Here is a 23,560-nt window from a genome sequence, read left to right on the forward strand (position 1 = left end):
AGCGCCCTATCCCGTACAGGCTGCAGATGCCCCGTAACCAGTGATCCTCGCCACCCCGCGACGAAGATTTGTCGAGCCCACGCTCATGCACAGTCATCGCGGCGTTCGAGCATCAGGAGCCTGCCGGAATGCGTACTAGCCTATCCAATAACAACATTGCGCTGGATCTGCCCTCCTCCCAACCTGCCTTCAATCTTCACGATCAAACGCTGCAACCCCCCGTGGTGCTCAGCCCCCGGCTGCACAACAAGGACCTGGCGCCGACCAAGGCTGAAGGTCGGCGCTGGGGCCGCTATAGCATCTTTGCCCTGTGGACCAACGACGTTCACAACATCGCCAACTATTCATTCGCCATTGGTCTTTATGCGCTGGGCCTGGGCGGCTGGCAGATCCTGCTGTCCCTGGGGATCGGCGCGGCGTTGGTGTATTGCTTCATGAACCTCTCCGGCTACATGGGCCAGAAAACCGGGGTGCCGTTTCCGGTGATCAGCCGAATCAGTTTCGGCATTCACGGGGCACAAATTCCTGCACTGATCCGCGCCGTTATCGCCATTGCCTGGTTCGGCATTCAGACGTACCTGGCCTCGGTGGTCTTTCGCGTGCTGCTGACAGCGGTGCATCCTGGTTTCGCCGATTACGACCACAACTCGATCCTCGGCCTCTCGACCCTGGGCTGGATCTGTTTCGTGGCGATCTGGTTCGTGCAACTGGCGATTCTGGCCTACGGCATGGAGATGGTGCGGCGCTACGAGGCATTCGCCGGGCCAGTGATTCTGCTGACCGTCGCCTCCCTCGCCGGGTGGATGTACTTCCAGGCCAACGCGACCATCGCCTGGTCGATCCGCGAGCCGCTGACCGGTGGTGAGATGTGGCGCAACATCTTTGCCGGCGGCGCGCTGTGGCTGTCGATCTACGGCACGCTGATCCTCAACTTCTGCGACTTCGCCCGGTCCTCGCCGTGCCGTAAAACCATCAAGGTCGGAAATTTCTGGGGCCTGCCGGTGAATATTCTGGTGTTCGCCAGCATCACCGTCCTGCTCTGCGGCGCGCAATTTCAGATCAATGGCCGGATCATCGAAAGCCCGACTGAAATCATCGCCTCGATTCCCAACACCCTCTTCCTGGTACTCGGTTGCCTGGCGTTCCTGATCGTCACCGTCGCGGTGAACATCATGGCCAACTTCGTCGCCCCGGCCTTCGTGCTCAGCAACCTGGCACCGAAATACCTGACCTTCCGCCGCGCCGGTCTGATCAGCGCGACCATCGCCGTGCTGATCCTGCCGTGGAATCTCTACAACAGCCCGTTGGTGATCGTGTATTTCCTCTCCGGTCTCGGCGCCCTGCTCGGCCCGTTGTACGGCGTGATCATGGTCGACTACTGGCTTGTGAGAAAAGGTCAGGTCAACGTGCCGCAGTTGTACAGCGAAGACCCCGATGGCGCTTATTACTACAGCCGTGGCGTCAATCTCCGAGCAGTGGCGGCGTTTATTCCTGCAGCGTTGATCGCTATCGTCCTGGCGCTGATGCCCGGTTTCCACCTCGTGTCGCCGTTCTCCTGGCTGATTGGCGCCGGGATTGCAGGGATGCTCTATCTGATCATCGCCAAGCGGCAGCCGCACTACGCCGATGTCAGCGGTGAAAGCATCGCCGTCGATAACGTCAGCCATTAATCCCGCGCGGCCCGGCAGCGTCGGGCCGCAGAACCACCGTTATAAGGACTTCCCATGCGAATTCTCGTGGTCAACGTCAACACCACCGAATCCATCACCCAGGCCATCGCCCGCCAGGCCCAGTCCGTGGCGGCACCGGGCACCGAAATCATCGGCCTGACGCCACATTTCGGTGCCGATTCCATCGAAGGCAATTTCGAAAGCTATCTGGCAGCCATCGCGGTGATGGACCGCGTCATGTCCTACGACCAGCCCTTCGATGCAGTGATCCAGGCCAGCATCCGTAGAGCGCTTCACCAGCTCGTTAAGATCTGTCGCCCGCCGTTCGCCGATAAAGCGCCCTACGGATACCTCCGACTATCTAGCGGTAGTTCATGCAGCGGCTGAGTAGCAGTTAACCAAGCTTCCGACTACGCAAGAGCGAAATAGAAGCCTCATCCGCTTGCCACTCTTCCGCCTCCAGGTACTCAACGGCGGTTTGATAGTCGCACCTGGTACGCCGCATCACGTTATCAATTTGATCCTGCTCAAAAAGCTGACGACGGGACAGATTTTCACGGCTGAAACGCCGCATCAGAGCATCAGCCACGCAAGGCGGGGCTATCTCCCCGGCAAACTCAAGTAGCGACGGCAAATGGCGAGGATTTGCCAACTCGCGGATAGGCACGTTGCGCACCATGTTACAATCAATTCTGGACATGATTTTCCCTTTCCGGTGGATTGTGTTCAACGCCGGGGGTGGTTACAGCCACCCTTTGGCATCCATCTTCTGACCTAATCAAGCATCAGGTTCACGCCATAAAAGCCAGCACAGGCACCACGTCCTGCGGTACACGGCCAGTCATCACCAAGAAGTGACGCCACACGCCATAAGGCACTTTCTTGCTCCCATCTTTGAACGCTCGAACGCGGCGATTGGTTGAAAGCCCCAGTAGGTCCGCTAATTTCTCGTCGGTGTTGTACTCCTTGAAATTGGCTTGAAAGTGCTTGAAATAAGCTCTTATCAAGTCCGGATGCGGCGGCTCCCAGCCTTCACGCTCACGCAACAGATGTGTGCGAGGGTAGAGGCTTTCATCAACATCAACCTGCGGCGGCAAATGTGGTGCCTTCAGGTTTTTCCTTAGCTGCTCAATAGCTTCTTTGGTGGCTTCTTCAAAGACCATTGCCTGCTGTGCTGCTATATCGGGTAGTCCAATAATCATGTTCGCAGTCCTGGTGAAGTTTAAGAGCTGGGGGCCTTGCGGCCCCCCTCTCACCGTGGTGACAGCTCGATACGTCGAACGTCTGAAACACGGATGTTGACCAAACTCAGAGTTCCGGTTGCCAACCCTTGCCAGTGGCCTTGCTGATGCAAATGCTTCAGCGCGTAGTAAAGGAAGTCCGGCAGGAGGATGTCTGTTCGGTCTACCCGGATGCCGATATGTTCAGGGTTGAACACACGTCCTGGTTCACCGCATCGCTCCACTGAGCCCCGGCGAACGATCCAAAAATGCGCCTCTGGAAAGTTAACCTGGATGGTCGCCACATCTGAAAGTCTCATCTCGCTCTCCGCCGGCGGCATGACTAGCCCCCTCAGAAGTCGAGTGGCTCTCTGCATGCCACCAACAAGAGCAATATTAGGCTCTTTGAGCCTAATATGAAAGAACTATTTTAGGATCATTGAGCCTATTTTTTTGCTGAAACTGCTAGACCTTGTGTAGTTTTTAAACTACAATGACTCCTATGAAGACAATCAAACAAACAGCGACCTACATGACGTGGGAACGCAAACTCAAAGACCAGCGAGCCAAAGCCGCAATCGCCGCGCGGATCTTTCGGTTAGCAAACGGTTTGTTGGGCGACGTGTCGCCGGTAGGGCAGGGCGTCAGCGAGTTACGGATTCACTACGGACCCGGCTACCGCGTATATTTTCAGCAGCGCGGAGAAGAATTCGTTTTGCTGTTGTGCGGCGGCGACAAAAGCAGCCAAAGCCGTGACATCGAGGCGGCTAAAAAACTCGCCAATGAGTGGAGGCCAGAATGAAAGAAGCAATTTACGACTACGACCCAGCAGCAGCCCTAGACGGCCCTGAAGCCATGGCAATTTTCATGGCTGATGCGTTTGAGACGGGTGACGCTGAATACATCGCCAAGGCAATGGGCGTCGTTGCCCGTGCCAAAGGTATGACCGAGCTGGCCCGTGAAACAGGCCTTTCCCGTGAGCAGCTTTACCGCTCATTTAGTGACAAAGGGAACCCAACGCTCAAAACCATGTTGGCCGTTATGCGTGCCCTGGGCATCGACATGACCGCTCGACAGCATGTAACCCCGCTGTAACCCCTTCCGACCACACCGCCGATCTCCCTCAGGTCAAGGGACGCGACCCCGGCTCGTCGTGACAGCTTCACCGTCGCGGCGAACGGAGTCCCGTGCGGAGCGCACCCTTGAACAGCCCCGATCCGATCAAGCCTTGCCTCGGGAGTGTGGGGTTGCTTCACCCCCACGCTCCTGAGGTCAACGCGGCCGTTGCGGGTGGTAGGGCAGGGCCCTACGACTTTGATTCTCCTGGTAGAAAAAAACCGCCGAAATGGCGGTTTTCTCTGTGACCAGGTTTTCTTCAGTAGCTATTGCGGCTCTTGCGGATCATGTAACCGCCGATAACGATCACCAGGAGGATTACCCATAGGAACCAGGTTTCTGCGTACCACGGTAGATTGACCATCGAGTCTGGATAATCAAAATTATCGGGGAAAAGGTGCGCAGGTGTGCCTGCTTCAGCCTTCAGGACTAACAGCCGGTGAATGCCAATCCAGAACAACCCGGCAATGACTGGCCAGGTATTTTCTACGCGGAGCGGCAGCTGTACATCAAAGCGCTCGAGTGCGATGACAAAAACGAGAACTACAGGCCCCAGCAAAAGAACCCTAGCGTTACTCAGGACATCCCAAATGTTAATCAGCGTGCAAAACTTTCCAGATTTCCGGGGTAAACAGCGTCCAAAAGTTTCCACCCCGGGGTGTGCAACCATCCGGTCTTTCTGCCGGAGAATCTGGGGTGTTATCGATGGATATAATTGCCGAAATTCGGCGCCGGCATTTGGTTAGCGGTGAGAGCATTAGTGCGATTGCTCGCAGCCTTAAACTCTCCCGGCCAACGGTGCGCAAGCATCTGCACACGACGGCTGAGCCGGTGTACGCACGCCAGCAAGGGGAGCCTACAGAATTCGGAAAAAATCGTACGCTAAGGTTTTCCGATCAGCCGTAGGGCCTGATCCTGCGGCTCTGCGGTATGCCGAGATGAAGGAAATTTAGGACATTGGCACTGTAGGCCATTGTTTTATAGCTATTAGGTTGTGAATGCCCAGGTCTCACGGGTGATGGCCGCGATGGTGACAGCCAAGGCCTCGGACGGGCCTCCAGCGACCAGGCAACGTTGCCATGGCTCTGCCTCAACAGCGGCGTTTTTAGCTGTCGGTCGCACGGCCACGAAGGCTTTGAAATCAGGTGGGGATTCTTCGATCTTTACATCCCACTCATAACTGGACGGCAAACCACGATAGCGTAGCGACAGCAGCCGGATCGCATCGTCCAGCTTTTGCGTGGGCTTGAGCTGCTGAGACTGAATCCCCAGCAATTGCGCGATCTTGCGGTCTAACAGGTCGGAACCACCCTTGTTCTCTCCACGGGCCAGCTCCTTGATTAGATCGTCCAGTGCCCAGCGTGTTTCAGCGTTTGGTGTACAACGAGCAGTCGTCACCTCCCGGACTGCCAAGTCGTGACCATCGGGCGGCAAATCCCAGTACCAGGCGGCAGTTGGTAGTCGATCACTTTGAAGTATGCCGTCTCTGTAGCCAGGCAACTTAGGTGTGGTGATATCGACCAGCACTTGCACCACCGCCCCGAAAAAGAAGCCACTCGCGATGCTGATCATGACCGTGCGACTCATTTCTGCGGTGGTGGCTGTCAGCAGAAATTGCCGCATGCTTTCGTAGTCACCAAGAGCACCAACCAGCAATAAGCCAAACGGCGTCCAGGGCGCGAGCCTGAACCCTCCAATCATCCCCTGGTGAAGGATCTGGTTAAGGGTTGGACGAGTCCACCTGGACTCGATCTTGGCCTTGTGCTTACTCAGGATGCCGCTCACTGCGGCGTTGAGTTTTTCTATGTCCCATCCACGCATTATCGATCCTCGCGGGTGTGCCACAGGCGCAGCAGATAGATGGTGGAGCCCTGTATCTCGTAACGCATCTCGTAGTGGCCGATCAAAATTCGGCGCACATCCCGTGGCTCAAACTCTTCAAGCCGTTCGCCAATGCGTGGATTGGTCAGCAACGTGGTTGGAGCAGCCGTGAGCTGTTGAACCGTATGCGCGGCAGCGGGTTGGTTCACCGCCGCCAGAAACTCATACAACCGGGCAATGTCGGAAAGTGCCTTGCTCGTCCACTTCAACTCCATCAGCGCGGTACCGGCAACGGAGTGTCGGTGCTGAGGCTATCAGCCCAAGCCTGGACAGCTTGGTGATCAATCACGCGACCAGCATCCACATCGGCCAAGGCCTCACGGGTCAGACGACTACGTTCTTCTTCCTGGTCTATCCAGGCGGACAGAGCCTGCTTGACGATCCAGTTCTTGGAGCGCTCCAGGCGCTCAGCCATCAAATCGACCTTTTCGGCCAGTTGCACAGGGACATGAGCCGTGACGGATCGGGTTTTCGCGGTAGTTGCCATGATGGGGTTACTCCTGGTCAATGGTCGGTACAAGGTGGATGCTCTGCCGGCGTTCAGCAACAGCCGCTTCCGATGCCATCCGGCGCAGAGTAACGGCATGTTCGCTGGCCTGGCGTTCACCGGCCTCATCACCATTAGTTTTGAGCTTGTTGGCCTGCCATTCCGACGCTTCAGCTCCGGCAAGCAACGACGTGGCCAGCGTCACCTTTTGGCGAGACTTTTGACGCTGCTCCTGCGCGCCTCGCTGACGTTCAACAACCTGCGCGGCCTCGTTGGCCGTGATACGCAAGTTGGTGCGGGCAATGTCGAAGCTGCCATCGGCGTTCGTGGCCTCGGGCGCTTCGAGGCAGGTTTGCATCGAATCTACTGCCATCAGCAGCTTGTTGATCTGCTGCAACAGCTCGGTTCGTTCTTGGTCATTCTTCATGGAGCGTTACTTCTTCTTGAACTTTATGTCGCCTGAGCCGGCAACGGAATGATCGCGAATCGGTGGGTTACCACGGATCACGATGTCGCCAGAACCCGCCACGCGGGCCTTCACGGAGTCGCTGACATAAACGTCGATGTCGCCGGAGCCTGCCACCGACAGTTTGGCGGACGTAGCGACCAGCTCGCTGGCATCCACGTCGCCCGAACCGGCCACCTCGGCGTCAAGAAGATCCACGCGGCCAAAGGCCGTTATGTCCCCCGAGCCCTGGACGCCAAGATCGAGGATGGCCTGTTGAAGGTCGTACAGGGTCACGTCACCACTGCCCTTGATGCGGATACTTGGCGCTTCAGGCAGTGCGACTCCGACAATACAACGCCCTTTGAACTGCATCGTGATACCGCCCTGGCGTCCACCGACATTGATTGTTCCACCAACAAAAATGTTGCCGGTGCCAGATACATGAATATTGGCACCACCCCCGCTGATGGAAATGCCTTCCTGCTCGATGACCAGTTTGTCACCATCCAATCTGGTCTTGATGCTACCAATGGCCTCCTGGTTTTCCCCGGCCACAACCAGGTGCGCTGAAGGTGAGCGGAAGAACACAACATCCACTGCGCCCTTGACCACAATTTTGCGCACTAGGCGGATGGGTCGCTCTTCCTTCTTATAATTGGCTGCGCGCTCCCACGCGGAATCGCGATGGTTGGCATCCTGGAGCGTCAAAGGGCTGGAATGGTTCATCGGTCTATCCTTGGTGATTTATTCTGCGCAGATATGCGGCAATACGATTTATAGTTAATCATAATGAATAATTATGCGACGTCAAGCGCGCTGTCAGGTTGGGCTATACCCTAACCGGATGTCAGGACGCTATAGAATAATCCGTCAGGTTAGAGCCTGATATTGATTTTATTGACACGTACTATCAAAGGTCATAGATTTCAGCCTTACACAATTTGCCAGGGCGCGGTTTTCGCGCCTGAAAAACCCGAGAAAAAGGAATAGAGATGAAAAATGCAATTCGCAATATGCAGCTACCACGTATCAACAGCCTGATAAATGGGTGTTTTGAGCGCCAGTTAGACGGTGTGTCTTACGATGGCTATTACTACGGTGTGGCCTTCGGGATCATCTCCACATTGGCCGATGCGGAAATTATCAGCCTTGAAGAGTACAGGGATTTTAAGCAGCAGCTGATTGATGCCTGCGGTCGTGAACACCCTCATATTTGACAGTTGTCATGATCGTCGATCACCAACTTTTGAACACGGGTTTGTCACTGCCGCAGCGCTGGCCACTCGGTTGGGCGATCCAAATCTGGCCGCGAAGATGCTCGGGCACGCTGGCTTCCAGGCACTGGACTACTCAGAACTGAATGCGGTCGACAAGCAGCAGCTCCAGCTGGTGAACCAGCAACCGGGCATGAAACTGACCGGCCTTGGCAAACACAACTGAATCCACGGGAACTCGCCAATGATTATCAGCGGTCAGACCGAAACAATGTTGATCGAACGCGCAGCCTCTAAATTTTCTGGTAGCCCAGGCAGCTTGGTGTCAGCGGCCAAGCGTGAGCTTCGCACTGCTGGCAGCTGGAAAGATGAAGTCCGACTGGACGTTTGGATGAACAAGCCATTCTTAGGCTCGCGCTGTGCCCGTTTGCTTCATGGCGTACCGTCGCCACGGTTTTGGGCTTCACCAGTTAAAAACATCGTGCGGATGCCTGCGAAGGATGTTGTCTATTTTTTTGATCCGCGCAATCTCACCGAAGCCGTACCTGAATTGTACCGTGAGGAGGATCTAGCCCATTGGCTGGAGGGCTTTTCATCAATTCGGTTTGAAGATCAGCTGATTAAGGCTTTGATCAAGCATACAGTTCATGTGCAGGCCAGGGCACCGCATTGGCCTAAAGAGCTTGTTCATCGGGTAATAGCAGGGCATGCCGCGCAAATTGATAGGCATGCATGGTTTACCAAACAGTCCTCCATGACCCTGGCAAACGCGGCGCCTGTTTGGCGACCAGACGCAGCACGATAGGAAAACAACATGCCAAGCAAATCTGAATCGATCCTGATGGCGTCGTACAACTCTAGGACGGCAGATAAGTTCGTAGTGCGCCTGCCAGATGGGTTGCGTGGACGTATCAGCGAGGCGGCAGAAAACAATCACCGAAGCATGAATGGTGAAATTGTCGCGCGAATTGATGGCTCGCTGGACCTTGAGCGGAAATACGAGGAGATGCGGCAACTAAACAACTTTCTGAATCAAAAGATTGCAATTCTTGAGGCGGCAGCACAGCCCTAAGGGAAATTCCCGCCTAGGTACACACCAAACCTCGCCGTCAAACGCGCGTTTGGATCAGTAGGAGAGGCGCGGTTTTCGTGTCATCAGCCACGTCTCTCAACACTCCCAAGGTCTAGGAGTTAGTGCGATGCCAACGATTGCTGCGCGGCTGAAAACGGAGCGCAAACGCCTGAATCTAACGCAGGCGGCTATGGCCAGCCTTTGCGGTGTATCTCGTGAAGTTTGGTGTCGCTATGAGCAGGGAAGCGGTTTACCTGGTGCCGAGGTATTGCAAGCCTTCTTGAAGGCTGGTGGAGACGTCCACTTTGTCCTCTCGGGTGATTTCCCTGTAGAGGAAACCTTGCTACTTGAGCGGTACCGGGCCTGTCCGAAGGTACTTCAAGACGCCATCCTTCGAGCACTGAAAACAGAACATTGAACCTAAGGCACCGTATCCCATGAGTATTGGTAAAAACCTGAAGCGCTTCCGCGAATTCAAAGGACTCACACAGCAGCATGTGTGGGAGGCTGCGGGTATCAGTAAGTCGAGCTACACATCCTACGAGGCGGGTCGCGGTATCCCATCGGCTGAAAAAGTTGTGAGTCTGGCGCAAGTGCTTGGGGTGACCACCGACGAATTGCTGCTCGATCCTGCAACAACGGATTTGTCTCAGGATCTGGTGCCCATTTTGAAACGCTTTGATTCCCTCCCGCCCGAGTTGAGAAGACAGGCTCGAATTGCTTTAAAAGGAGTGTTGTATGGGTATGAGCAGGAAGCCCTGCTGACCATTGAAAGCCGCTAGGAGACGGTCATGCCGACCTTCACTGAAGATGAAAAGTGTAAGTGTATCGAACTCATGCACCGGGAAATTGAAGACCTGCGCACACAGAATGGCTCGGTCGAAATCCATGGTCAGCGCATGTATACGACAGGCCTGCTGACGGGCTTGCTGGCAGCCGGTGTAGTGACGAGTGAAGGGTTTCGTGAATTGTCCGAAGCAATCCAGTTGGCTGGCCGGGAAGCGGCGAATACCGCGTCCGGTCAATAACTATCTACCCAGCCTAGGGAGGCACCTTGCAGGGACAACGTATCGGTTATGTCCGGGTCAGCAGCTACGACCAGAACCCGGAACGCCAACTGGAACAAACCGAGGTGAACAAGCTGTTCACCGACAAGGCCTCTGGCAAGGATACCCAGCGTCCGCAACTGGAGGCCATGCTCGGCTTCGTCCGCGAGGGTGACACCGTTGTGGTACACAGCATGGATCGCTTGGCACGCAACCTGGATGACCTGCGGCGCCTGGTACAAAAGCTGACCAAGCGCGGCGTGCGCATTGAGTTCATAAAGGAAGGCTTGGTGTTCACCGGTGACGATTCGCCGATGGCCAACCTGATGTTGTCGGTGATGGGGGCCTTCGCCGAGTTCGAGCGAGCGCTCATTCGTGAGCGACAGCGCGAGGGCATCGCCCTGGCCAAGCAGCGCGGCGCTTACCGGGGCCGCAAGAAAGCCCTGTCCGACGAACAGACCGTCGCAGTCCGGCAACGCGCCGCTGCCGGCGAACCGAAAGCCCAGTTAGCCCGTGAGTTCGGTATAAGTAGGGAAACCCTCTACCAGTACCTTCGCACGGATGACTGACATATGCCCCGTCGCTCGATCCTTTCGGCCAGTGAACGCGACACCCTGCTTGCACTGCCGGACAGCCAAGACGACCTGATCCGCTATTACACCTTCAACGAGTCCGATCTGTCGCTGATCCGTCAGCGGCGGGGTGATGCCAATCGCCTCGGCTTTGCCGTACAACTCTGTCTGCTGCGTTATCCCGGTTACGCGCTGGCCAGCGACAGTGTGCTGCCCGATCCGGTCATTGAGTGGGTGGCCCGACAGGTTCAGGCGGCGCCCGAAAGTTGGGCGAAGTACGGTGAGCGCGATGTCACCCGCCGTGAACATGCCCAGGAGCTGCGTACCTACCTTGGCTTGCTGCCGTTCGGGCTGTCGGACTTTCGCGCCCTGGTACGCGAACTGACCGACCTGGCCCAGCAAACCGACAAAGGCCTTTTACTGGCCGGGCAGGCTCTGGAGAGCCTGCGTCAGCAAAAACGAATCTTGCCGACACTGACGGTGATCGATCGGGCCTGCTCCGAAGCCGTGGCACGAGCCAACCGGAGGGTCTACCGTGCCTTGATCGAGCCACTGAGCCAGCAGCATCGGAACAAGCTCGACGAACTGCTGACCCTCAAAGCAGGCAGCAATAGCACCTGGTTGACCTGGCTACGGCAGTCACCGCTGAAACCGAACTCTCGGCACATGATGGAGCACATTGAACGGCTGAAGATATTCCAGCTGGTGGCCTTGCCCGAAGGGCTCGACCGGCACATCCACCAGAACCGGCTGCTGAAGCTGGCCCGAGAAGGTGGGCAGATGACGCCTCAGGATCTGGGGAAGTTCGAGAACGAACGGCGCTACGCCACCCTGGTGGCCGTGGTGCTGGAAAGCACCGCGACGGTGACCGATGAACTGGTGGATCTGCACGACCGCATTCTGATCAAGCTGTTCAGCAGCGCCAAGAACAAGCATCAGCAGCAGTTCCAGAAACAGGGCAAGGCAATTAACGACAAGGTGCGCCTGTACTCAAAGATAGGTCAGGCCTTGCTGGATGCCAAAGCATCGGGTGACGATCCATTTGCCGCCATCGAGGCGGTCATTCCTTGGGACGAGTTCGCCCAGAGTGTGACCGATGCCGAGCTGCTGGCCCGCCCTGAAACCTTCGACCATTTGCACCTGGTCAGCGAGAACTTCAACACGCTGCGCCGTTACACCCCGGCCTTTCTAGAGGTGCTTCAGCTGCGGGCCGCACCGGCAGCGCAACGAGTGCTGGATGCCATCCAGCAGCTTCGCGAGATGAACGCAGACAACCTGCGCAAGGTGCCATCGGACGCACCGACCGCTTTCGTCAAGCCGCGCTGGAAGCCGCTGGTGATCACCTCGGAAGGTATTGACCGGCGCTTTTACGAGATCTGCGCCTTGTCCGAGCTGAAAAACGCGCTGCGCTCCGGCGACATCTGGGTCAAGGGCTCTCGGCAGTTCCGTGACTTTGAAGATTACCTGCTACCACCCGCCAAGTTTGCCGCGCTCAAGCAGGAACAGGCGCTGCCATTGGCGATCAACCCCAACAGCGACGAGTACCTGGAGGAACGTTTACAGCTGCTGGATGAGCAACTGGCGACCGTCGCCAAACTGGCCAAGGACAATGAACTCCCCGACGCCATCCTCACCGAGTCCGGACTAAAGATCACGCCGCTGGATGCGGCGGTACCGGACACGGCCCAGGCGCTGATCGACAAAACCAGTCAGCTACTGCCGCGCATCAAAATCACTGAGCTGCTGATGGACGTGGACGAGTGGACGGGCTTCACCCGCCACTTCACCCACCTGAAGGATGGCGCCCAGGCCAAGGATAGAACGCTGCTGCTGTCCGCGATTCTCGGCGATGCCATCAACATTGGGTTGACCAAAATGGCCGAGTCGAGTCCGGGCATGACCTACGCCAAGCTGTCTTGGCTGCAAGCCTGGCACATCCGCGACGAAACCTACTCGGCGGCATTGGCCGAACTGGTCAACAGTCAGTTCAACCATTCCTTTGCTGCCAACTGGGGAGACGGCACCACCTCGTCCTCCGATGGCCAGCGCTTCCGCGCAGGCGGTCGAGGTGAAAGCACCGGGCACGTGAACCCGAAATACGGCAACGAGCCGGGGCGGCTGTTCTATACCCATATCTCCGACCAGTACGCGCCGTTCAGCACCCGTGTGGTGAATGTCGGTGTGCGGGATTCGACCTATGTGCTCGATGGGCTGCTGTATCACGAGTCAGATCTGCGGATCGAGGAGCACTACACCGACACGGCTGGCTTCACCGATCACGTCTTCGCCCTGATGCACCTGCTGGGCTTTCGCTTTGCGCCGCGCATCCGCGACCTGGGCGAAACCAAGCTGTATGTGCCACAGAGCGTCCAAGACTACCCGACACTGCGGCCAATGATCGGCGGCACGCTAAATATTAAGCACGTTCGCGCTCACTGGGACGAGATTCTGCGTCTGGCGGCATCGATCAAGCAGGGCACTGTCACTGCCTCGCTGATGTTGCGCAAGCTGGGCAGCTATCCACGCCAGAACGGCTTGGCCGTGGCTCTACGGGAGTTGGGCCGGATCGAGCGCACGCTTTTTATCCTGGACTGGCTGCAAAGTGTCGAACTGCGCCGTCGTGTGCATGCAGGATTGAACAAGGGCGAGGCTCGCAATGCCTTGGCCAGGGCGGTGTTTTTCAACCGTCTCGGTGAAATCAGGGATCGGAGCTTCGAGCAGCAACGCTACCGGGCCAGCGGCCTCAACCTAGTGACCGCCGCCATTGTGCTGTGGAACACGGTCTACCTGGAGCGCGCTACCCAAGGGTTGGCTGACGCCGGAAAGCCGGTGAATACCGACCTGTATCAGTATCTGTCGCCATTGGGCTGGGAGCACGTCAATCTGACCGGCGATTACGTCTGGCGGCAGAGCCGCAAGCTGGAAGACGGGAAATTCAGGCCGCTACGGCAAGTCGGAAAACCTTAGCGTACGATTTTTTCCGAATTCTGTAGGCACCCCTTTGCAGCATGACCTGGAACTCACCGAGCTTTGGCGAGGGCTGTTGCTGGCGTGCGTACACCGGCTCAGCCGTCGTGTGCAGATGCTTGCGCACCGTTGGCCGGGAGAGTTTAAGGCTGCGAGCAATCGCACTAATGCTCTCACCGCTAACCAAATGCCGGCGCCGAATTTCGGCAATTATATCCATCGATAACACCCCAGATTCTCCGGCAGAAAGACCGGATGGTTGCACACCCCGGGGTGGAAACTTTTGGACGCTGTTTACCCCGGAAATCTGGAAAGTTTTGCACGCTGATTAACACTCATGCCGCTTCACCGCGCGCTCAAGGGCCGCCACGGGCGATAGACGCCGCTTCGATATTCGCACGATACCGAGCACCGCCAAGCCTGCAAGCAAAGCGCCGAGCGGGAACATGTAGGCCGAATGCCACAGAAGAATACGCAACAGTTCAGCGCGGGGTATCGCTGCAATCGCTACCCAGGAACCTTGGCGGATGGATGTATAGAGGTAGCCCTCCCTAAGACCTCGGGTCTGGCCCATGTGCGCCAGCGTGACGATGGTTTCGCTTCCTTGGCTGTTGGCACGTATGAGATCGCCGTTAGTCGTCGCTATCGCAAGCCTGACACGATGATCGAACAGCACATCCAACAATTGCTCCGAATCGACAAGCACGTTGAAGGCTGCATATTCCAAAGCCATCAGTGGCTTGGCAGACTCCAACAGGGGTGACACCCCTATCGATATTTTCACACCATCGTCAGTCGTAAAATCCGCAGGCAGTGCGTCGATTTTTTTTCCGATCATCCCCCAAGAGCCACATACGAAAATGTCCTCCTGAACGTAGCCGACTGATTTCACTGAAAGGGTATTGACCGCTACCAGACGCATCTGGTCGATGCTCTCCGGACTGCAAGGCAGCAGGTCGCTGGACGCAACTGACTTCAGAGCAGTTGAAGCTTGAAGGAGTGTCGCCTGGGCACGCTGGGACAATAAACCAGCAATGTCTTCTAGCTGGCGCTCGGTGCTATGGAGCGTCAGCAGCCATCCGACCCCACCCATGACGCCCAATGCCAAGCAAGTGACGAGAACACTCGCAATAATGCCCTGCCAGATCACAGACGACCGCATTGGCCCCGCCTAGGTTATGAAAAAAAGGAAATAGTGCTCAAAATTTAGAACGATATCTTAACGCGACAAAATCAGACTGGCTGCCGCTGGTTTGGCGATCAACCCTCGTTAGGCATAGACGTCAAGAATTGAACCCAGAGGAGGATAATCCTGTTTTCCAATCACTCCCCAAGGGATCAGTCAATGCTGAAGCTGACCTTGTATGGCACAGCCTCACCCCGCCTGGCGGATGCGCGCATCTGAAACACCTGCACCTTGTACTTGCCCGATGCCGGTAGTGCTCCAGTCCAATCTAAGCCAACACCACCGCTACCCAATGCGCTGGACTGTCCCGGTTGATCTCCTGGCGCGAACACATTGAAGTTAGCGTTGCTGTTGCCGGTGATCTGCACAGTCATGCGCTGTCCCGACTTCGCTGCCAACGTGTATTCGACAGTGTCGTAGCCTTTGATGGTGCCATTAACTTGGGCACTATTGGTTCCTTTCACGAAGCTCACCGGTACGGTGGAGACCTTGTCGGCAGCCCAGCAAACCGATGATGTGAGTGTGAGCGCCATACCGTAAATCATCGCTTTGTTCATGAGCATTCCTTTTAGGTCTATGAGGTTTCGCAGGGGGATGCGTAGCAAAGGCATCAAGGATGGATTAAATAGTCAGCGACCGTGCGGAAAAGCCAATACTCTGACGTTAGCGAATTGTCATCTTAGCCTATGCGCTATAGGTGACCACGCCACCAACGCATTGTTCGATGACAGACCATTGTTTTGCCCAAAATGGGAGACCGGATTGCTTACCGCGAATCGGCCCCATTGGTACGAGTGCTTTTAAATCGATAGGCCCCAAGAATAAAAGGTGGCACGCGAAAGTTGGCTATCAGGCCTCTTCAGTAAAATTAGGGAACACAGCTTCGAGCAAAATTCCGCCTGGCGTGCGTAGAAAAATACGCCGCTCGTTAAGGCTTGGGATCTCAGTCGTTCTGTAGGCAACCCCAAGGTGCTCAAGTTTTGCTTTGAACATGTCGTAGTCCCCCATGCGAAAACCGACATGATCAATAAACTCTGCTGCTCGAAGCAGTCCATGGCCACGAGCCTCAATGATGTGAACTAGAGGCAGGCCATCGCTGTACAACCAATGGCCTGCGATGCCGCTGATTTCGGTGGGACGACGGCCACCCTCCAGATCAAAAACGCGCATCATGAAATCGCGAGTCCCTCTGAGGTCTTGGGTACGCAGAGTGACGTGATCGATAACCATGACAGGTTCCTCATTAAGTCAATGAAGTAACGATATCGATGATTTACCTCGCGTAGAATCCAGCTAAAAGCGCAATCATATTCAGGGGAATCCGGATAATGCTCCTCGAAAATCTTGAATTGTTTTTGTTGATCGTCGAGAAAGGTGGCTTGTCGGCGGCCGGCCGAGAGGTAGGGCTATCGCCGACCTCTGTTTCGGAACGGCTTGGGGCGTTGGAGAAGCATTACGGGGCGACATTGCTGACCCGCACCACCCGCTCGATCAGCCTGACTGACGAGGGGAGAATGTTGGTGGACGGCGCACGTCGAATGCTTGCAGACGCTGAAGACATCGAGAGCAATATCAAACTGGGGACAGAGCGTATTTCCGGTCTCATAAGGCTGAGCGCACCGGTTGACCTAGGGCGAAATCGTATCGTGCCCATCCTGGATCAGTTTCTCGAAGATAATCCTAACGTCAGCCTGGATCTAAATTTGACTGACGGTTTTCTGGATCTTGCTGGACAAGGCATCGACTTTGCCATTCGCTATGGTGCGTTGTCGGACAGCACGCTACGTGTTCGAAAACTCAGCGAGGGGCGGCGTGTTGTGTGTGCATCACCAGCCTATCTGAGTGTTCATGGAACGCCGCAACATCCATCTGAACTAGCCCAGCAGCAATGCATCCTGATGCGCTTCGGCGCCAACATCCATCGTGAATGGCAGTTCCGCGCTGACGGTCGCTCTTTCAAGGTTTTGGTTTCGGGTAGACGTATCGCCAATGACGGCGATCAAGTACGCCAGTGGTGTCTGGCAGGTCATGGTATTTGCATCAAGTCGTATATCGATGTGCGCGATGACTTGAAAGCGGGTCGACTGATAGAGGTGCTGGAGGCTTACTCTTTACAAGGTGTGGACTTGCAAATTGTTTACCCGTCCGGCCATGCGCTGCCGCGACGCGTGAAACTGCTGATGGACGAAATCTCCTCGAAGCTGGCAACTTGAGCCGCTTCAAGGAGATTTATCCTGAGTAGCCGAGCGTGATGCTTCAGCCCCGCTGAGACCAGGCAGGAAAATCGGAGTAACCGCGCTTGGTACCGCCGAACAACTCAGCGCCTTCCAGCCCAGCTAATGGGTAGCCCTTCTCCAGCCTCAGCGGCAGATCCGGGTTGGCAACAAATTTTCGACCGAAAGCAACAAAATCGGCATAGCCTTTACTCAGCACCCAGTCTGCTAATTCGAGGTCATATTTGCCGGCAACTACAATTGCGTTGCGAAAGCGCTCACGCACAGCCTGGCGAAACTCCTCGGGAAACTTGGGGGCATCATCCCAGTCCGCCTCGACCAGATGTAGGTAGGCGATGCCTTTCTCCTGCAAATACGTAGCCGCTTCCAGAATTGTCGGCAGAATGTCCGGGCAAGCCATGCCGCGCGCGGTCAGAAATGGAGCAACACGAATCGCAGTGCGGTCTGCACCCACTTCATCGATCACGGCATCCATGACCTCTTTAAGAAAACGCAGGCGGTTTTCCCGCGAGCCGCCGTATTCATCCGTGCGCACGTTAGAGGTGGTTCGCATGAATTGGTCAATCAGGTAACCGTTGGCACCATGCACCTCCACGCCATCGAAACCTGCCGCCATGGCGTTACGCGCAGCTTTGCGGAAGTCGTTGATGACATCGTGTATTTCGTCACGGCTCAGTGCACGCGGCGTCGGGCATTTGACCATGCTCCCCACACCCGTTGATGGATCTACTTTCCAGATGCTGCCTTCAAACGGGATTGCAGACGGCGCAACGGGTAACTCCCCATTGTGGAAGTCCGGATGCGACATACGCCCCACGTGCCACAGTTGCAGAAAGATACGACCACCAGCGGCGTGTACCGCATCGGTCACCAAGCGCCAGCCGGCGACCTGTTCTTCGCTGTAAATGCCAGGGGTATAGGAATAGCCCTTGCCCTGCGGGGAGATCTGCGTGGCTTCGGTAACGATAAACGCAGCCGATGCGCGCTGTGCGTAGTACACCGCGTTCATGGCGTTAGGGACATCGCCAGGTTGTGTGCTGCGCGAACGCGTCATTGGCGCCATGACCACACGGTTAGGGGTGTGCAATTTGCCAACGGAACCTGGGGTAAACAATGTGGACATCAGCGTCTCCTCGTAGAGCGTCAGTGAATCTTCTCGGCACAGAATAGCCTGACGAGGATTTCTGTTAATCAGCCAGAAACGGGAAACATATTACGGTCGATCCGGACAATCCAAGAGTTAGGTGGCCAACTTTGGCTTCAGATTAAGCAGGCCGCCATACGTGAGGCAACAGTTCATGAACTTTACCCGCGCGTTGTGTCGGTAGACGAGTCAGCACATCCTTTAGGTAAGCATAAGGATCATGGCCGTTGAGCCGCGCCGACTGGATCAAACTCATGATCGCCGCCGCGCGCTTACCGCTGCGCAGTGATCCAGCAAACAACCAGTTTGAGCGTCCAAGTGCCCACGGCCGGATCTAGTTCTCGACCTGGTTGTTGTCAATGGGCACAGCCCCGTCGTCCAGGTAACGCGTCAGCGCTACCCAGCGTTTAAGGCTGTAATCCAGGGCTCGGGCTGTTGCCGATCCGGTGGGCACCAGATCACGCTGGGCCAACATCCAGTCATGCAGCGTTTTGATGATCGGGGCTGCCTTTTCCTGGCGTATTCGCCAACGATCCTCATCGCTCATGTCCCAAGCTTGACGTTCAACTTCGTACAAGCCGCCAATCGAGTACAGCGCTTGTTCAGCCAGCTGGCTTTTGTTCGCCACGTGCAGATCGAAAAACTTGCGACGGGCGTGGGCCATGCAGCCAATTTCGGTGATGCCTTTCTCGAAACCGGCTTTGTAGCCAGCGAAATCGTCGCATACCAGCTTGCCGTTCCACTTCCCAAGGAAGTTGCGCGCATGCTCGCCTGTACCCGAATCCATTTATGGACGAGGTTCGCGTTAAGGCTGTGGCGCTGCGCGACGCTGGCAATCGACGCGCCGGGCTGAGCGCACTCTTGGACTACCTGGGCCTTGAAGGATTTGGAATAGGATCGGCGTTGTGGCTGCATGGAAAGACCCGCTTAAAAGGCTAGAAATGGTGTCCACCTAATTAGGTGGACACCATCGCCTTTGGCGTCGGTGTCAGGAAGGTGAGTTGGCCGGACGGTTACATTTCTTCTTTTGCCGATTGCTTCCGATCGTCATGTCCCATGTCACTGGTCAAGTAAAATAAGACCGATTGGTCCAATGACAAGCAACAAATTGTTCGATGAGACTATTTTATGCCACCAGACGTCTCACCTTAGCTCGCGCGCCACTGCGTAGAATGCATCGCAGTTGCCTGGGGTATTCCTTGAGCGGTTTATCAATCTTATGGAGCGACATGGCTACCCCAAATCTTTCAAAGCTTCTCGCTCAAGTGACCGAGATTATTGAGCGCGCTGGCGCTTTGCTTTCCGAGGAATGGAATCGTCCAAATGGGCCTCGCGGGCAAGGTGACAAGGCAGTGATCGATGTAGAAATTGAGGATTTTTTGAGACCTGAGCTTCTCAGCCTACTTAATTGTGATTTTTGGGGTGAAGAAACGGGGCACGTACTCACAGGGCATGCTTGGTGTTGGGTCGTGGACCCTAATGATGGCACAAGTGACTTTTTGAAGGGGTTGAAGGGGTCCGCTATATCGGTAGGACTACTGCATGAATCTATCCCTGTGCTAGGGATTGTTTACGCCCCCGTGACAGTAGAGGGGCAACCCGACTGCATCGGTTGGGCGGAGGGTTCCCCCCATTTGATCCGTAACGGCCATGCAGTAAATGGGGTGTTACTCCACAAAATGAGTTGAGCGTCATGACATTTGGAGCCGCCATTGGTGAGCGTCAAGCCACAAAAAGTTGGCCAGATGAAGTCTCCACCACTCCCCCCACGAGGAGCTCGAAGTTGCTCCAGACTCGTCCCCTGAAACTCGATTCTAAGGCAGTTATCCGCAACTTTACCCAGCCCTGTCAGCCCTTGCGTGAGTCTTTGATAGGCGGGGTAGGCGGTAATATCCGCCAGATCGATACGGGTTCCGTTCATACCGTTGCCTCCAAGGAATCTTGTCAATTGTTTAGTGAGGTAATTCAATGCACTGGTGGACGAGCTATGGTCCGTAAAAGCGCGTAAGTACTTTTCAACAGCGCGCCAGTACAGAGTCTGATGGGCCCAGTCTGATGGAGGCAAAGTGGAGTGTGTAATCAGAACAAGGCCGCCAAACGTCTCTTTCCGACTTCTTCGGTATGACTGGTACATGGACAGTTGATCGACTCGGCCCAGCTCATCTTGGTATTGGGTAAATCCAGCTGCGATTTTGCTCTCGATGATCAGAAAAAAATTAGAGCATCGTCCAATCAGATCCGGGCGTTTACCCTCCGCCCCGTGGTCGCCTGGGCCGATGACGTGCTGAGTTTCCCAGACAATTGAATTGAGATTACTCAATTCCCCGAGGTGGGCCGGTGCCAGCTTGAAGAGGTCGGTCAGCACCTCTGCGGCTCGACCAGCAAGCGTCACTTGGCGTAGCCACTCGGCAAAGAGCTCGGTGAGAAAGTCCTCAAGGGGTGTCCGAACCTCGCTCTGTCGGAACGCGAACAAACGGTCGAAAAAGCTCATACCTTTCCTTGGCAGTTGGGGGCAAGCGGAGATTCTGGCACAGTCAGATGCTCATGAGCTGGCTAAATGCCGTTACGGCCTTTGGAAACGCGCCCATGTTGATCGCCCCCCAAAAAACCGACTTCCAAGAGCAAAAACGGGAGATAGACAGATCGTCTGCTTCTGGCCGATTTCTGCCTGTCGCGGCTGGCCAGGTCGCAATGATCACTACAGGCAGGGTTCAGCGCGACATTGGCAATCGAGGCCCCGGGCTGGGCGCACTCTTGAATGACCTGGGCCTTGAAGGATTTAGAGTAGGAACGGCGTTGTGGCTGCATGAAAGGCATAGGTGGCAATCGGTTTAGTAGCTCGCCATGAGCTGCTACGCCCTTAGAGTGTAAAGCGCGCAACCGCCTCATTGAGATCGGCGGCCATGCGCGCCAGATCCTGACCGGCGCCGTCGGTGTGGGTGGCGCCGTTCAGGACTTGTGCAGACAGATCGCGAATACCCACCAGGTTGCGGTCCACCTCGCGCGCCACCTGCGCCTGCTGTTCCGAGGCGCTGGCAATCAGCAGATTGCGCTCGTTGATTTCCGAGATCGATCGAGTGATCTCTTCGAGTGCCTGGCCGGCGGCTTCAGCCACCTCTAGCGTGGCACTGGCGAGTCCATTACAGCTCTGCATGGCGCTGACGGATTGGTCGGTGCCCGCCCGGATGCTGCCGATCATCTGCTCGATTTCCTGCGTGGACTGTTGGGTGCGATGAGCCAGTGCACGCACCTCATCGGCGACTACTGCAAAACCCCGTCCGGCCTCGCCTGCCCGTGCCGCCTCGATGGCGGCGTTGAGGGCAAGCAAGTTGGTTTGGTCCGCGATGGCGCGGATTACATCCAGCACCTTGCCGATACCGTGCACCCGCTCTGCCAGTTGCTCGATCTCGCGCTGGGTGTCGGTTACCCCAGTGGTCAGGGCGGTAATGGATTGCACGGCTTTCAGTACTTGTTCGCGCCCGCGTTGGGCGGTCTGCTCGGACTGCCTGGAGGCTTCGGAGGTGCTGACCGCGTTACGCGCTACTTCGTCCACTGCCGCGGTCATCTGGTTCACCGCAGTAGCGGCCTGTTCGATTTCCGTACTCTGCTGCTGCAGGTTAGCGGTGGTTTCGCTACTCACGGCACTGAGCTCCTCGGACGCAGCCGCTATTTGGTCTACCGAGCTGGAAATGTGCTGGATGGTGTTTCTCAGGCCCTGTTGCATGTTCTTCATGTCGGCCATCAGGCTGCCCTGGTCACCCGGACGCAGCCGCACCACGGCGGTCAAGTCCCCCTTCGCGATCAGTCGCACGGTTTGCGAGGCTTCCAGCGGCTCACCGCCCAGTGGCCGGGTAACACTGCGGGTGACGATGATGGCTGCTCCTATGACCAGAGCCAGGCAGGCCAGCAGTGCGCCCAGCATAGTCGCGCGCGCACTGTCGTAAGTCTCCTGTGACTGCGTCTGTCGGCCAGTAAATATCTCCTCTTGCAGGGCCATCAGCTCGTCTAGGACCTTGTATACCTCAAGTTCTGCAGGGGTAACGCGCGCCTGCAGTAACCGGGTCGCCTCCGCCAATTGGCCTTCCTGCACCAGCTTGAGAACCTGACTGAACGCCGCCACATAGGCTTGTCGATGCTCACTGAGGCGGGCAAACAACGCCTGCCCTTTGGGCAGATACAGCAACGGTTCGAGGCTCTCCAACGCCTGCGTAATGCGATTCTTGGTTTCCTCGATGGATTGACGAGCCTGGGTATTGTCGCTGTTGATAATCAGGTCGCGGGTGGCCTTGGCGTTATCCCGCACCCCGGTTGCAATGACCATGATCGGATCGACCTTAGGCCAGTCTTCCTTGACTATGGTCACGGCCTGGTCTTTCAACGTAGCCAGATCGCTCAAGGAATAGAGCGATATCAGCAGCAGTGCAACAGGCGCAATGCTGAAGCCAAGTAGAATGCGGCTGGAAGTACTTAGTCTAATGCTCATGCAATGGTCTCTATTCTACGGACGGGAGGAAACTGACGCTTAGCCATTAAAGCAGGGGGTTAAAAAGAGTAGGCGGTCCTGAGTGCGTATGCGAGTTGCTGGACGGTGACTGCGACTGGGTGTGCTATGCATACCTTGATCGAAATGCACTCTCTGAGTGGTCTGCAATTATTTCGGATGATAAGCCATTAACTCCCTCGGAAAAGACTGCTCGCGCCCTGGCGGAAGCCGCTGAGATTCAAAAAGACGGCGCACGCTTCGAGAGCATTGATGCATTGATGCATTGATGCATTGATGCATTGATGCATTGATGCACTGATGGAAGACCTCAAGAAAGAATGAATGAATTATCAGTGAGGCAGTCTCACTTGATCTTCTTCACCTCGCCTCTGGGGCTGTTGACCTTAGACAGCAGCTCGCGATTTACTGATTCCAAACGATCATTCTCTTTCGCCAGTAGTGCGTTTTGCTCTTGAAGAACTTTCTTCTCGGCGCTAAGCCGCAGATTCACTATAGCAATCCGTTTTAGGTCGGCATCACGCTCCAGCAGTATCTCGCGCAGCTCTTTGACCACCTGATCAGCGCCTTGAAGAGCTTTCGATTTCTGGGCGAGCTTTTCACGCGATTCTTTGTTGGTTTTCTGGCGAATCAGCTCAGCCAGATCGGGGTAGCGGTTGTGGATCGTCGCATTACTGATGCCGGCTTCTTCGGCAACTGATGCGATGCTGAGTTTTCGAGTCGCATTAACAGTCTTGGGTCGCCCCCTAGTAATCCGTGATATGGCCAGCTCAATATCCCGCCGTGTCTTGTCACTACCCAT

Annotated in this window: 30 protein-coding genes and 3 pseudogenes; 15 read left to right on the forward strand and 18 right to left on the reverse strand. The window is 56.0% G+C overall.

Features of this window, described 5'->3' with window-relative positions:
* Window positions 1–128: 128 nt before the first annotated feature.
* The gene (locus V5E99_RS23375) at window positions 129–1,670 is read left to right on the forward strand and encodes an NCS1 family nucleobase:cation symporter-1 (protein ID WP_499804605.1); all 1,542 of its coding nucleotides are present in this window, start codon (window positions 129–131) and stop codon (window positions 1,668–1,670) included.
* 54 nt (window positions 1,671–1,724) lie between these two features.
* A pseudogene (locus V5E99_RS23380) lies at window positions 1,725–1,982 on the forward strand (aspartate/glutamate racemase family protein); the annotation flags it as partial.
* Between the two features lie 82 nt (window positions 1,983–2,064).
* On the opposite strand, the gene V5E99_RS23385 reads toward V5E99_RS23380, so the two are convergent.
* The 3 genes from V5E99_RS23385 to V5E99_RS23395 all read right to left on the reverse strand — a co-directional run bounded on the left by V5E99_RS23385 (window position 2,065) and on the right by V5E99_RS23395 (window position 3,210).
* Complete coding sequence (locus V5E99_RS23385; protein WP_499804606.1) at window positions 2,065–2,370, reverse strand: hypothetical protein; 306 nt, start codon at window positions 2,368–2,370, stop codon at window positions 2,065–2,067.
* A 91-nt stretch (window positions 2,371–2,461) separates the two neighbouring features.
* On the reverse strand, window positions 2,462–2,872 hold the full coding sequence (locus V5E99_RS23390; protein WP_499804607.1) for a hypothetical protein: 411 nt from the start codon (window positions 2,870–2,872) through the stop codon (window positions 2,462–2,464).
* A gap of 50 nt (window positions 2,873–2,922) precedes the next feature.
* Entirely contained in the window at window positions 2,923–3,210 is a 288-nt protein-coding gene (locus tag V5E99_RS23395) for a hypothetical protein (protein WP_499804608.1), read from the reverse strand.
* A gap of 182 nt (window positions 3,211–3,392) precedes the next feature.
* Between V5E99_RS23395 and V5E99_RS23400 the strand changes: the two genes are divergently transcribed.
* Both V5E99_RS23400 and V5E99_RS23405 read left to right on the forward strand, forming a co-directional pair.
* Window positions 3,393–3,692: a type II toxin-antitoxin system RelE/ParE family toxin gene (locus tag V5E99_RS23400; protein WP_499804609.1), complete on the forward strand. Its 300-nt coding sequence runs from the start codon at window positions 3,393–3,395 to the stop codon at window positions 3,690–3,692.
* Window positions 3,689–3,985 (forward strand): addiction module antidote protein, encoded by a 297-nt coding sequence (locus V5E99_RS23405; RefSeq protein WP_402812312.1) that lies wholly within the window; start codon window positions 3,689–3,691, stop codon window positions 3,983–3,985. The genes V5E99_RS23400 and V5E99_RS23405 overlap by 4 nt, the downstream gene beginning before the upstream one ends.
* A 280-nt stretch (window positions 3,986–4,265) precedes the next feature.
* On the opposite strand, the gene V5E99_RS23410 is transcribed toward V5E99_RS23405, so the two are convergent.
* The 6 genes from V5E99_RS23410 to V5E99_RS23435 all read right to left on the reverse strand — a co-directional run bounded on the left by V5E99_RS23410 (window position 4,266) and on the right by V5E99_RS23435 (window position 7,548).
* A complete protein-coding gene (locus V5E99_RS23410) occupies window positions 4,266–4,676 on the reverse strand; it encodes a hypothetical protein (RefSeq protein ID WP_499804610.1) in 411 nt (136 codons plus the stop codon).
* 317 nt (window positions 4,677–4,993) lie between these two features.
* Entirely contained in the window at window positions 4,994–5,827 is an 834-nt protein-coding gene (locus V5E99_RS23415; protein WP_499804611.1) for a hypothetical protein, read from the reverse strand.
* Window positions 5,827–6,102, reverse strand: coding sequence for a type II toxin-antitoxin system RelE/ParE family toxin (locus tag V5E99_RS23420; protein WP_499804612.1), 276 nt, complete (start codon window positions 6,100–6,102; stop codon window positions 5,827–5,829). The genes V5E99_RS23415 and V5E99_RS23420 overlap by 1 nt, the downstream gene beginning before the upstream one ends.
* Window positions 6,102–6,374, reverse strand: a complete 273-nt coding sequence (locus V5E99_RS23425) for a CopG family ribbon-helix-helix protein (protein ID WP_015060662.1) — start codon at window positions 6,372–6,374, stop codon at window positions 6,102–6,104. The genes V5E99_RS23420 and V5E99_RS23425 overlap by 1 nt, the downstream gene beginning before the upstream one ends.
* Window positions 6,375–6,381: 7 nt before the next feature.
* Window positions 6,382–6,801 carry a hypothetical protein gene (locus tag V5E99_RS23430; RefSeq protein ID WP_499804613.1) on the reverse strand — a complete coding sequence of 140 codons (420 nt, stop codon included), beginning with the start codon at window positions 6,799–6,801 and terminating at the stop codon, window positions 6,382–6,384.
* A gap of 6 nt (window positions 6,802–6,807) precedes the next feature.
* Window positions 6,808–7,548: a GIN domain-containing protein gene (locus tag V5E99_RS23435; protein ID WP_499804614.1), complete on the reverse strand. Its 741-nt coding sequence runs from the start codon at window positions 7,546–7,548 to the stop codon at window positions 6,808–6,810.
* 266 nt (window positions 7,549–7,814) lie between these two features.
* Between V5E99_RS23435 and V5E99_RS23440 the strand changes: the two genes are divergently transcribed.
* From V5E99_RS23440 to V5E99_RS23480, 9 genes are all read left to right on the forward strand, one after another.
* Entirely contained in the window at window positions 7,815–8,039 is a 225-nt protein-coding gene (locus tag V5E99_RS23440) for a hypothetical protein (RefSeq protein WP_499804615.1), read from the forward strand.
* Complete coding sequence (locus tag V5E99_RS23445; RefSeq protein ID WP_499804616.1) at window positions 8,008–8,262, forward strand: hypothetical protein; 255 nt, start codon at window positions 8,008–8,010, stop codon at window positions 8,260–8,262. Before V5E99_RS23440 ends, V5E99_RS23445 begins: the two co-directional genes overlap by 32 nt.
* 18 nt (window positions 8,263–8,280) lie before the next feature.
* Window positions 8,281–8,841, forward strand: a complete 561-nt coding sequence (locus V5E99_RS23450) for a hypothetical protein (protein WP_499804617.1) — start codon at window positions 8,281–8,283, stop codon at window positions 8,839–8,841.
* A gap of 9 nt (window positions 8,842–8,850) precedes the next feature.
* Window positions 8,851–9,108: an Arc family DNA-binding protein gene (locus tag V5E99_RS23455; protein WP_499804618.1), complete on the forward strand. Its 258-nt coding sequence runs from the start codon at window positions 8,851–8,853 to the stop codon at window positions 9,106–9,108.
* A gap of 127 nt (window positions 9,109–9,235) precedes the next feature.
* The gene (locus V5E99_RS23460; RefSeq protein ID WP_499804619.1) at window positions 9,236–9,526 is read left to right on the forward strand and encodes a helix-turn-helix domain-containing protein; all 291 of its coding nucleotides are present in this window, start codon (window positions 9,236–9,238) and stop codon (window positions 9,524–9,526) included.
* 19 nt (window positions 9,527–9,545) lie between these two features.
* A complete protein-coding gene (locus V5E99_RS23465) occupies window positions 9,546–9,890 on the forward strand; it encodes a helix-turn-helix domain-containing protein (RefSeq protein ID WP_499804620.1) in 345 nt (114 codons plus the stop codon).
* A 9-nt stretch (window positions 9,891–9,899) separates the two neighbouring features.
* Window positions 9,900–10,136 (forward strand): hypothetical protein, encoded by a 237-nt coding sequence (locus V5E99_RS23470; protein WP_499804621.1) that lies wholly within the window; start codon window positions 9,900–9,902, stop codon window positions 10,134–10,136.
* 26 nt (window positions 10,137–10,162) lie between these two features.
* Window positions 10,163–10,723 carry a recombinase family protein gene (locus tag V5E99_RS23475; RefSeq protein WP_421526860.1) on the forward strand — a complete coding sequence of 187 codons (561 nt, stop codon included), beginning with the start codon at window positions 10,163–10,165 and terminating at the stop codon, window positions 10,721–10,723.
* A gap of 3 nt (window positions 10,724–10,726) precedes the next feature.
* Window positions 10,727–13,693 (forward strand): Tn3 family transposase, encoded by a 2,967-nt coding sequence (locus tag V5E99_RS23480; RefSeq protein ID WP_499804622.1) that lies wholly within the window; start codon window positions 10,727–10,729, stop codon window positions 13,691–13,693.
* A 328-nt stretch (window positions 13,694–14,021) separates the two neighbouring features.
* Here V5E99_RS23480 and V5E99_RS23485 read toward each other — a convergent pair whose 3' ends face one another.
* The 3 genes from V5E99_RS23485 to V5E99_RS23495 form a co-directional block, all read right to left on the reverse strand.
* On the reverse strand, window positions 14,022–14,855 hold the full coding sequence (locus V5E99_RS23485; RefSeq protein ID WP_499804623.1) for a CSS-motif domain-containing protein: 834 nt from the start codon (window positions 14,853–14,855) through the stop codon (window positions 14,022–14,024).
* Between the two features lie 176 nt (window positions 14,856–15,031).
* Complete coding sequence (locus V5E99_RS23490; protein WP_499804624.1) at window positions 15,032–15,436, reverse strand: g-type lysozyme inhibitor; 405 nt, start codon at window positions 15,434–15,436, stop codon at window positions 15,032–15,034.
* A 292-nt stretch (window positions 15,437–15,728) separates the two neighbouring features.
* Window positions 15,729–16,109, reverse strand: a complete 381-nt coding sequence (locus V5E99_RS23495; protein WP_499804625.1) for a VOC family protein — start codon at window positions 16,107–16,109, stop codon at window positions 15,729–15,731.
* Between the two features lie 98 nt (window positions 16,110–16,207).
* Between V5E99_RS23495 and V5E99_RS23500 the strand changes: the two genes are divergently transcribed.
* Window positions 16,208–17,092: a LysR family transcriptional regulator gene (locus V5E99_RS23500; RefSeq protein ID WP_499804626.1), complete on the forward strand. Its 885-nt coding sequence runs from the start codon at window positions 16,208–16,210 to the stop codon at window positions 17,090–17,092.
* A gap of 43 nt (window positions 17,093–17,135) precedes the next feature.
* Here the strand turns inward: V5E99_RS23500 and V5E99_RS23505 are convergent, their stop codons facing one another.
* The 3 genes and pseudogenes from V5E99_RS23505 to V5E99_RS23515 form a co-directional block, all read right to left on the reverse strand.
* Window positions 17,136–18,236, reverse strand: coding sequence for an alkene reductase (locus V5E99_RS23505; protein WP_499804627.1), 1,101 nt, complete (start codon window positions 18,234–18,236; stop codon window positions 17,136–17,138).
* 142 nt (window positions 18,237–18,378) lie between these two features.
* Window positions 18,379–19,038, reverse strand: a pseudogene (gene tnpC / locus V5E99_RS23510) (IS66 family transposase); the annotation flags it as partial.
* 32 nt (window positions 19,039–19,070) lie between these two features.
* A pseudogene (locus tag V5E99_RS23515) lies at window positions 19,071–19,172 on the reverse strand (transposase); the annotation flags it as partial.
* A gap of 314 nt (window positions 19,173–19,486) precedes the next feature.
* On the opposite strand from V5E99_RS23515, the gene V5E99_RS23520 reads away from it, so the two are divergent.
* On the forward strand, window positions 19,487–19,945 hold the full coding sequence (locus V5E99_RS23520; protein ID WP_499804628.1) for an inositol monophosphatase family protein: 459 nt from the start codon (window positions 19,487–19,489) through the stop codon (window positions 19,943–19,945).
* Here V5E99_RS23520 and V5E99_RS23525 read toward each other — a convergent pair.
* From V5E99_RS23525 to V5E99_RS23535, 3 genes are all read right to left on the reverse strand, one after another.
* Window positions 19,828–20,748 carry a hypothetical protein gene (locus tag V5E99_RS23525; protein WP_499804640.1) on the reverse strand — a complete coding sequence of 307 codons (921 nt, stop codon included), beginning with the start codon at window positions 20,746–20,748 and terminating at the stop codon, window positions 19,828–19,830. The genes V5E99_RS23520 and V5E99_RS23525 overlap by 118 nt on opposite strands.
* Before the next feature lie 369 nt (window positions 20,749–21,117).
* Window positions 21,118–22,740 carry a methyl-accepting chemotaxis protein gene (locus tag V5E99_RS23530; RefSeq protein WP_499804629.1) on the reverse strand — a complete coding sequence of 541 codons (1,623 nt, stop codon included), beginning with the start codon at window positions 22,738–22,740 and terminating at the stop codon, window positions 21,118–21,120.
* Window positions 22,741–23,104: 364 nt separating this feature from the next.
* Window positions 23,105–23,560: a TetR family transcriptional regulator gene (locus tag V5E99_RS23535; RefSeq protein WP_499804630.1), complete on the reverse strand. Its 456-nt coding sequence runs from the start codon at window positions 23,558–23,560 to the stop codon at window positions 23,105–23,107.

The sequence above is a fragment of the Janthinobacterium sp. LPB2021202312-11-4 genome (assembly GCF_037049705.1).
In the GTDB taxonomy this organism is placed as follows: Bacteria; Pseudomonadota; Gammaproteobacteria; order Pseudomonadales; family Pseudomonadaceae; genus Aquipseudomonas.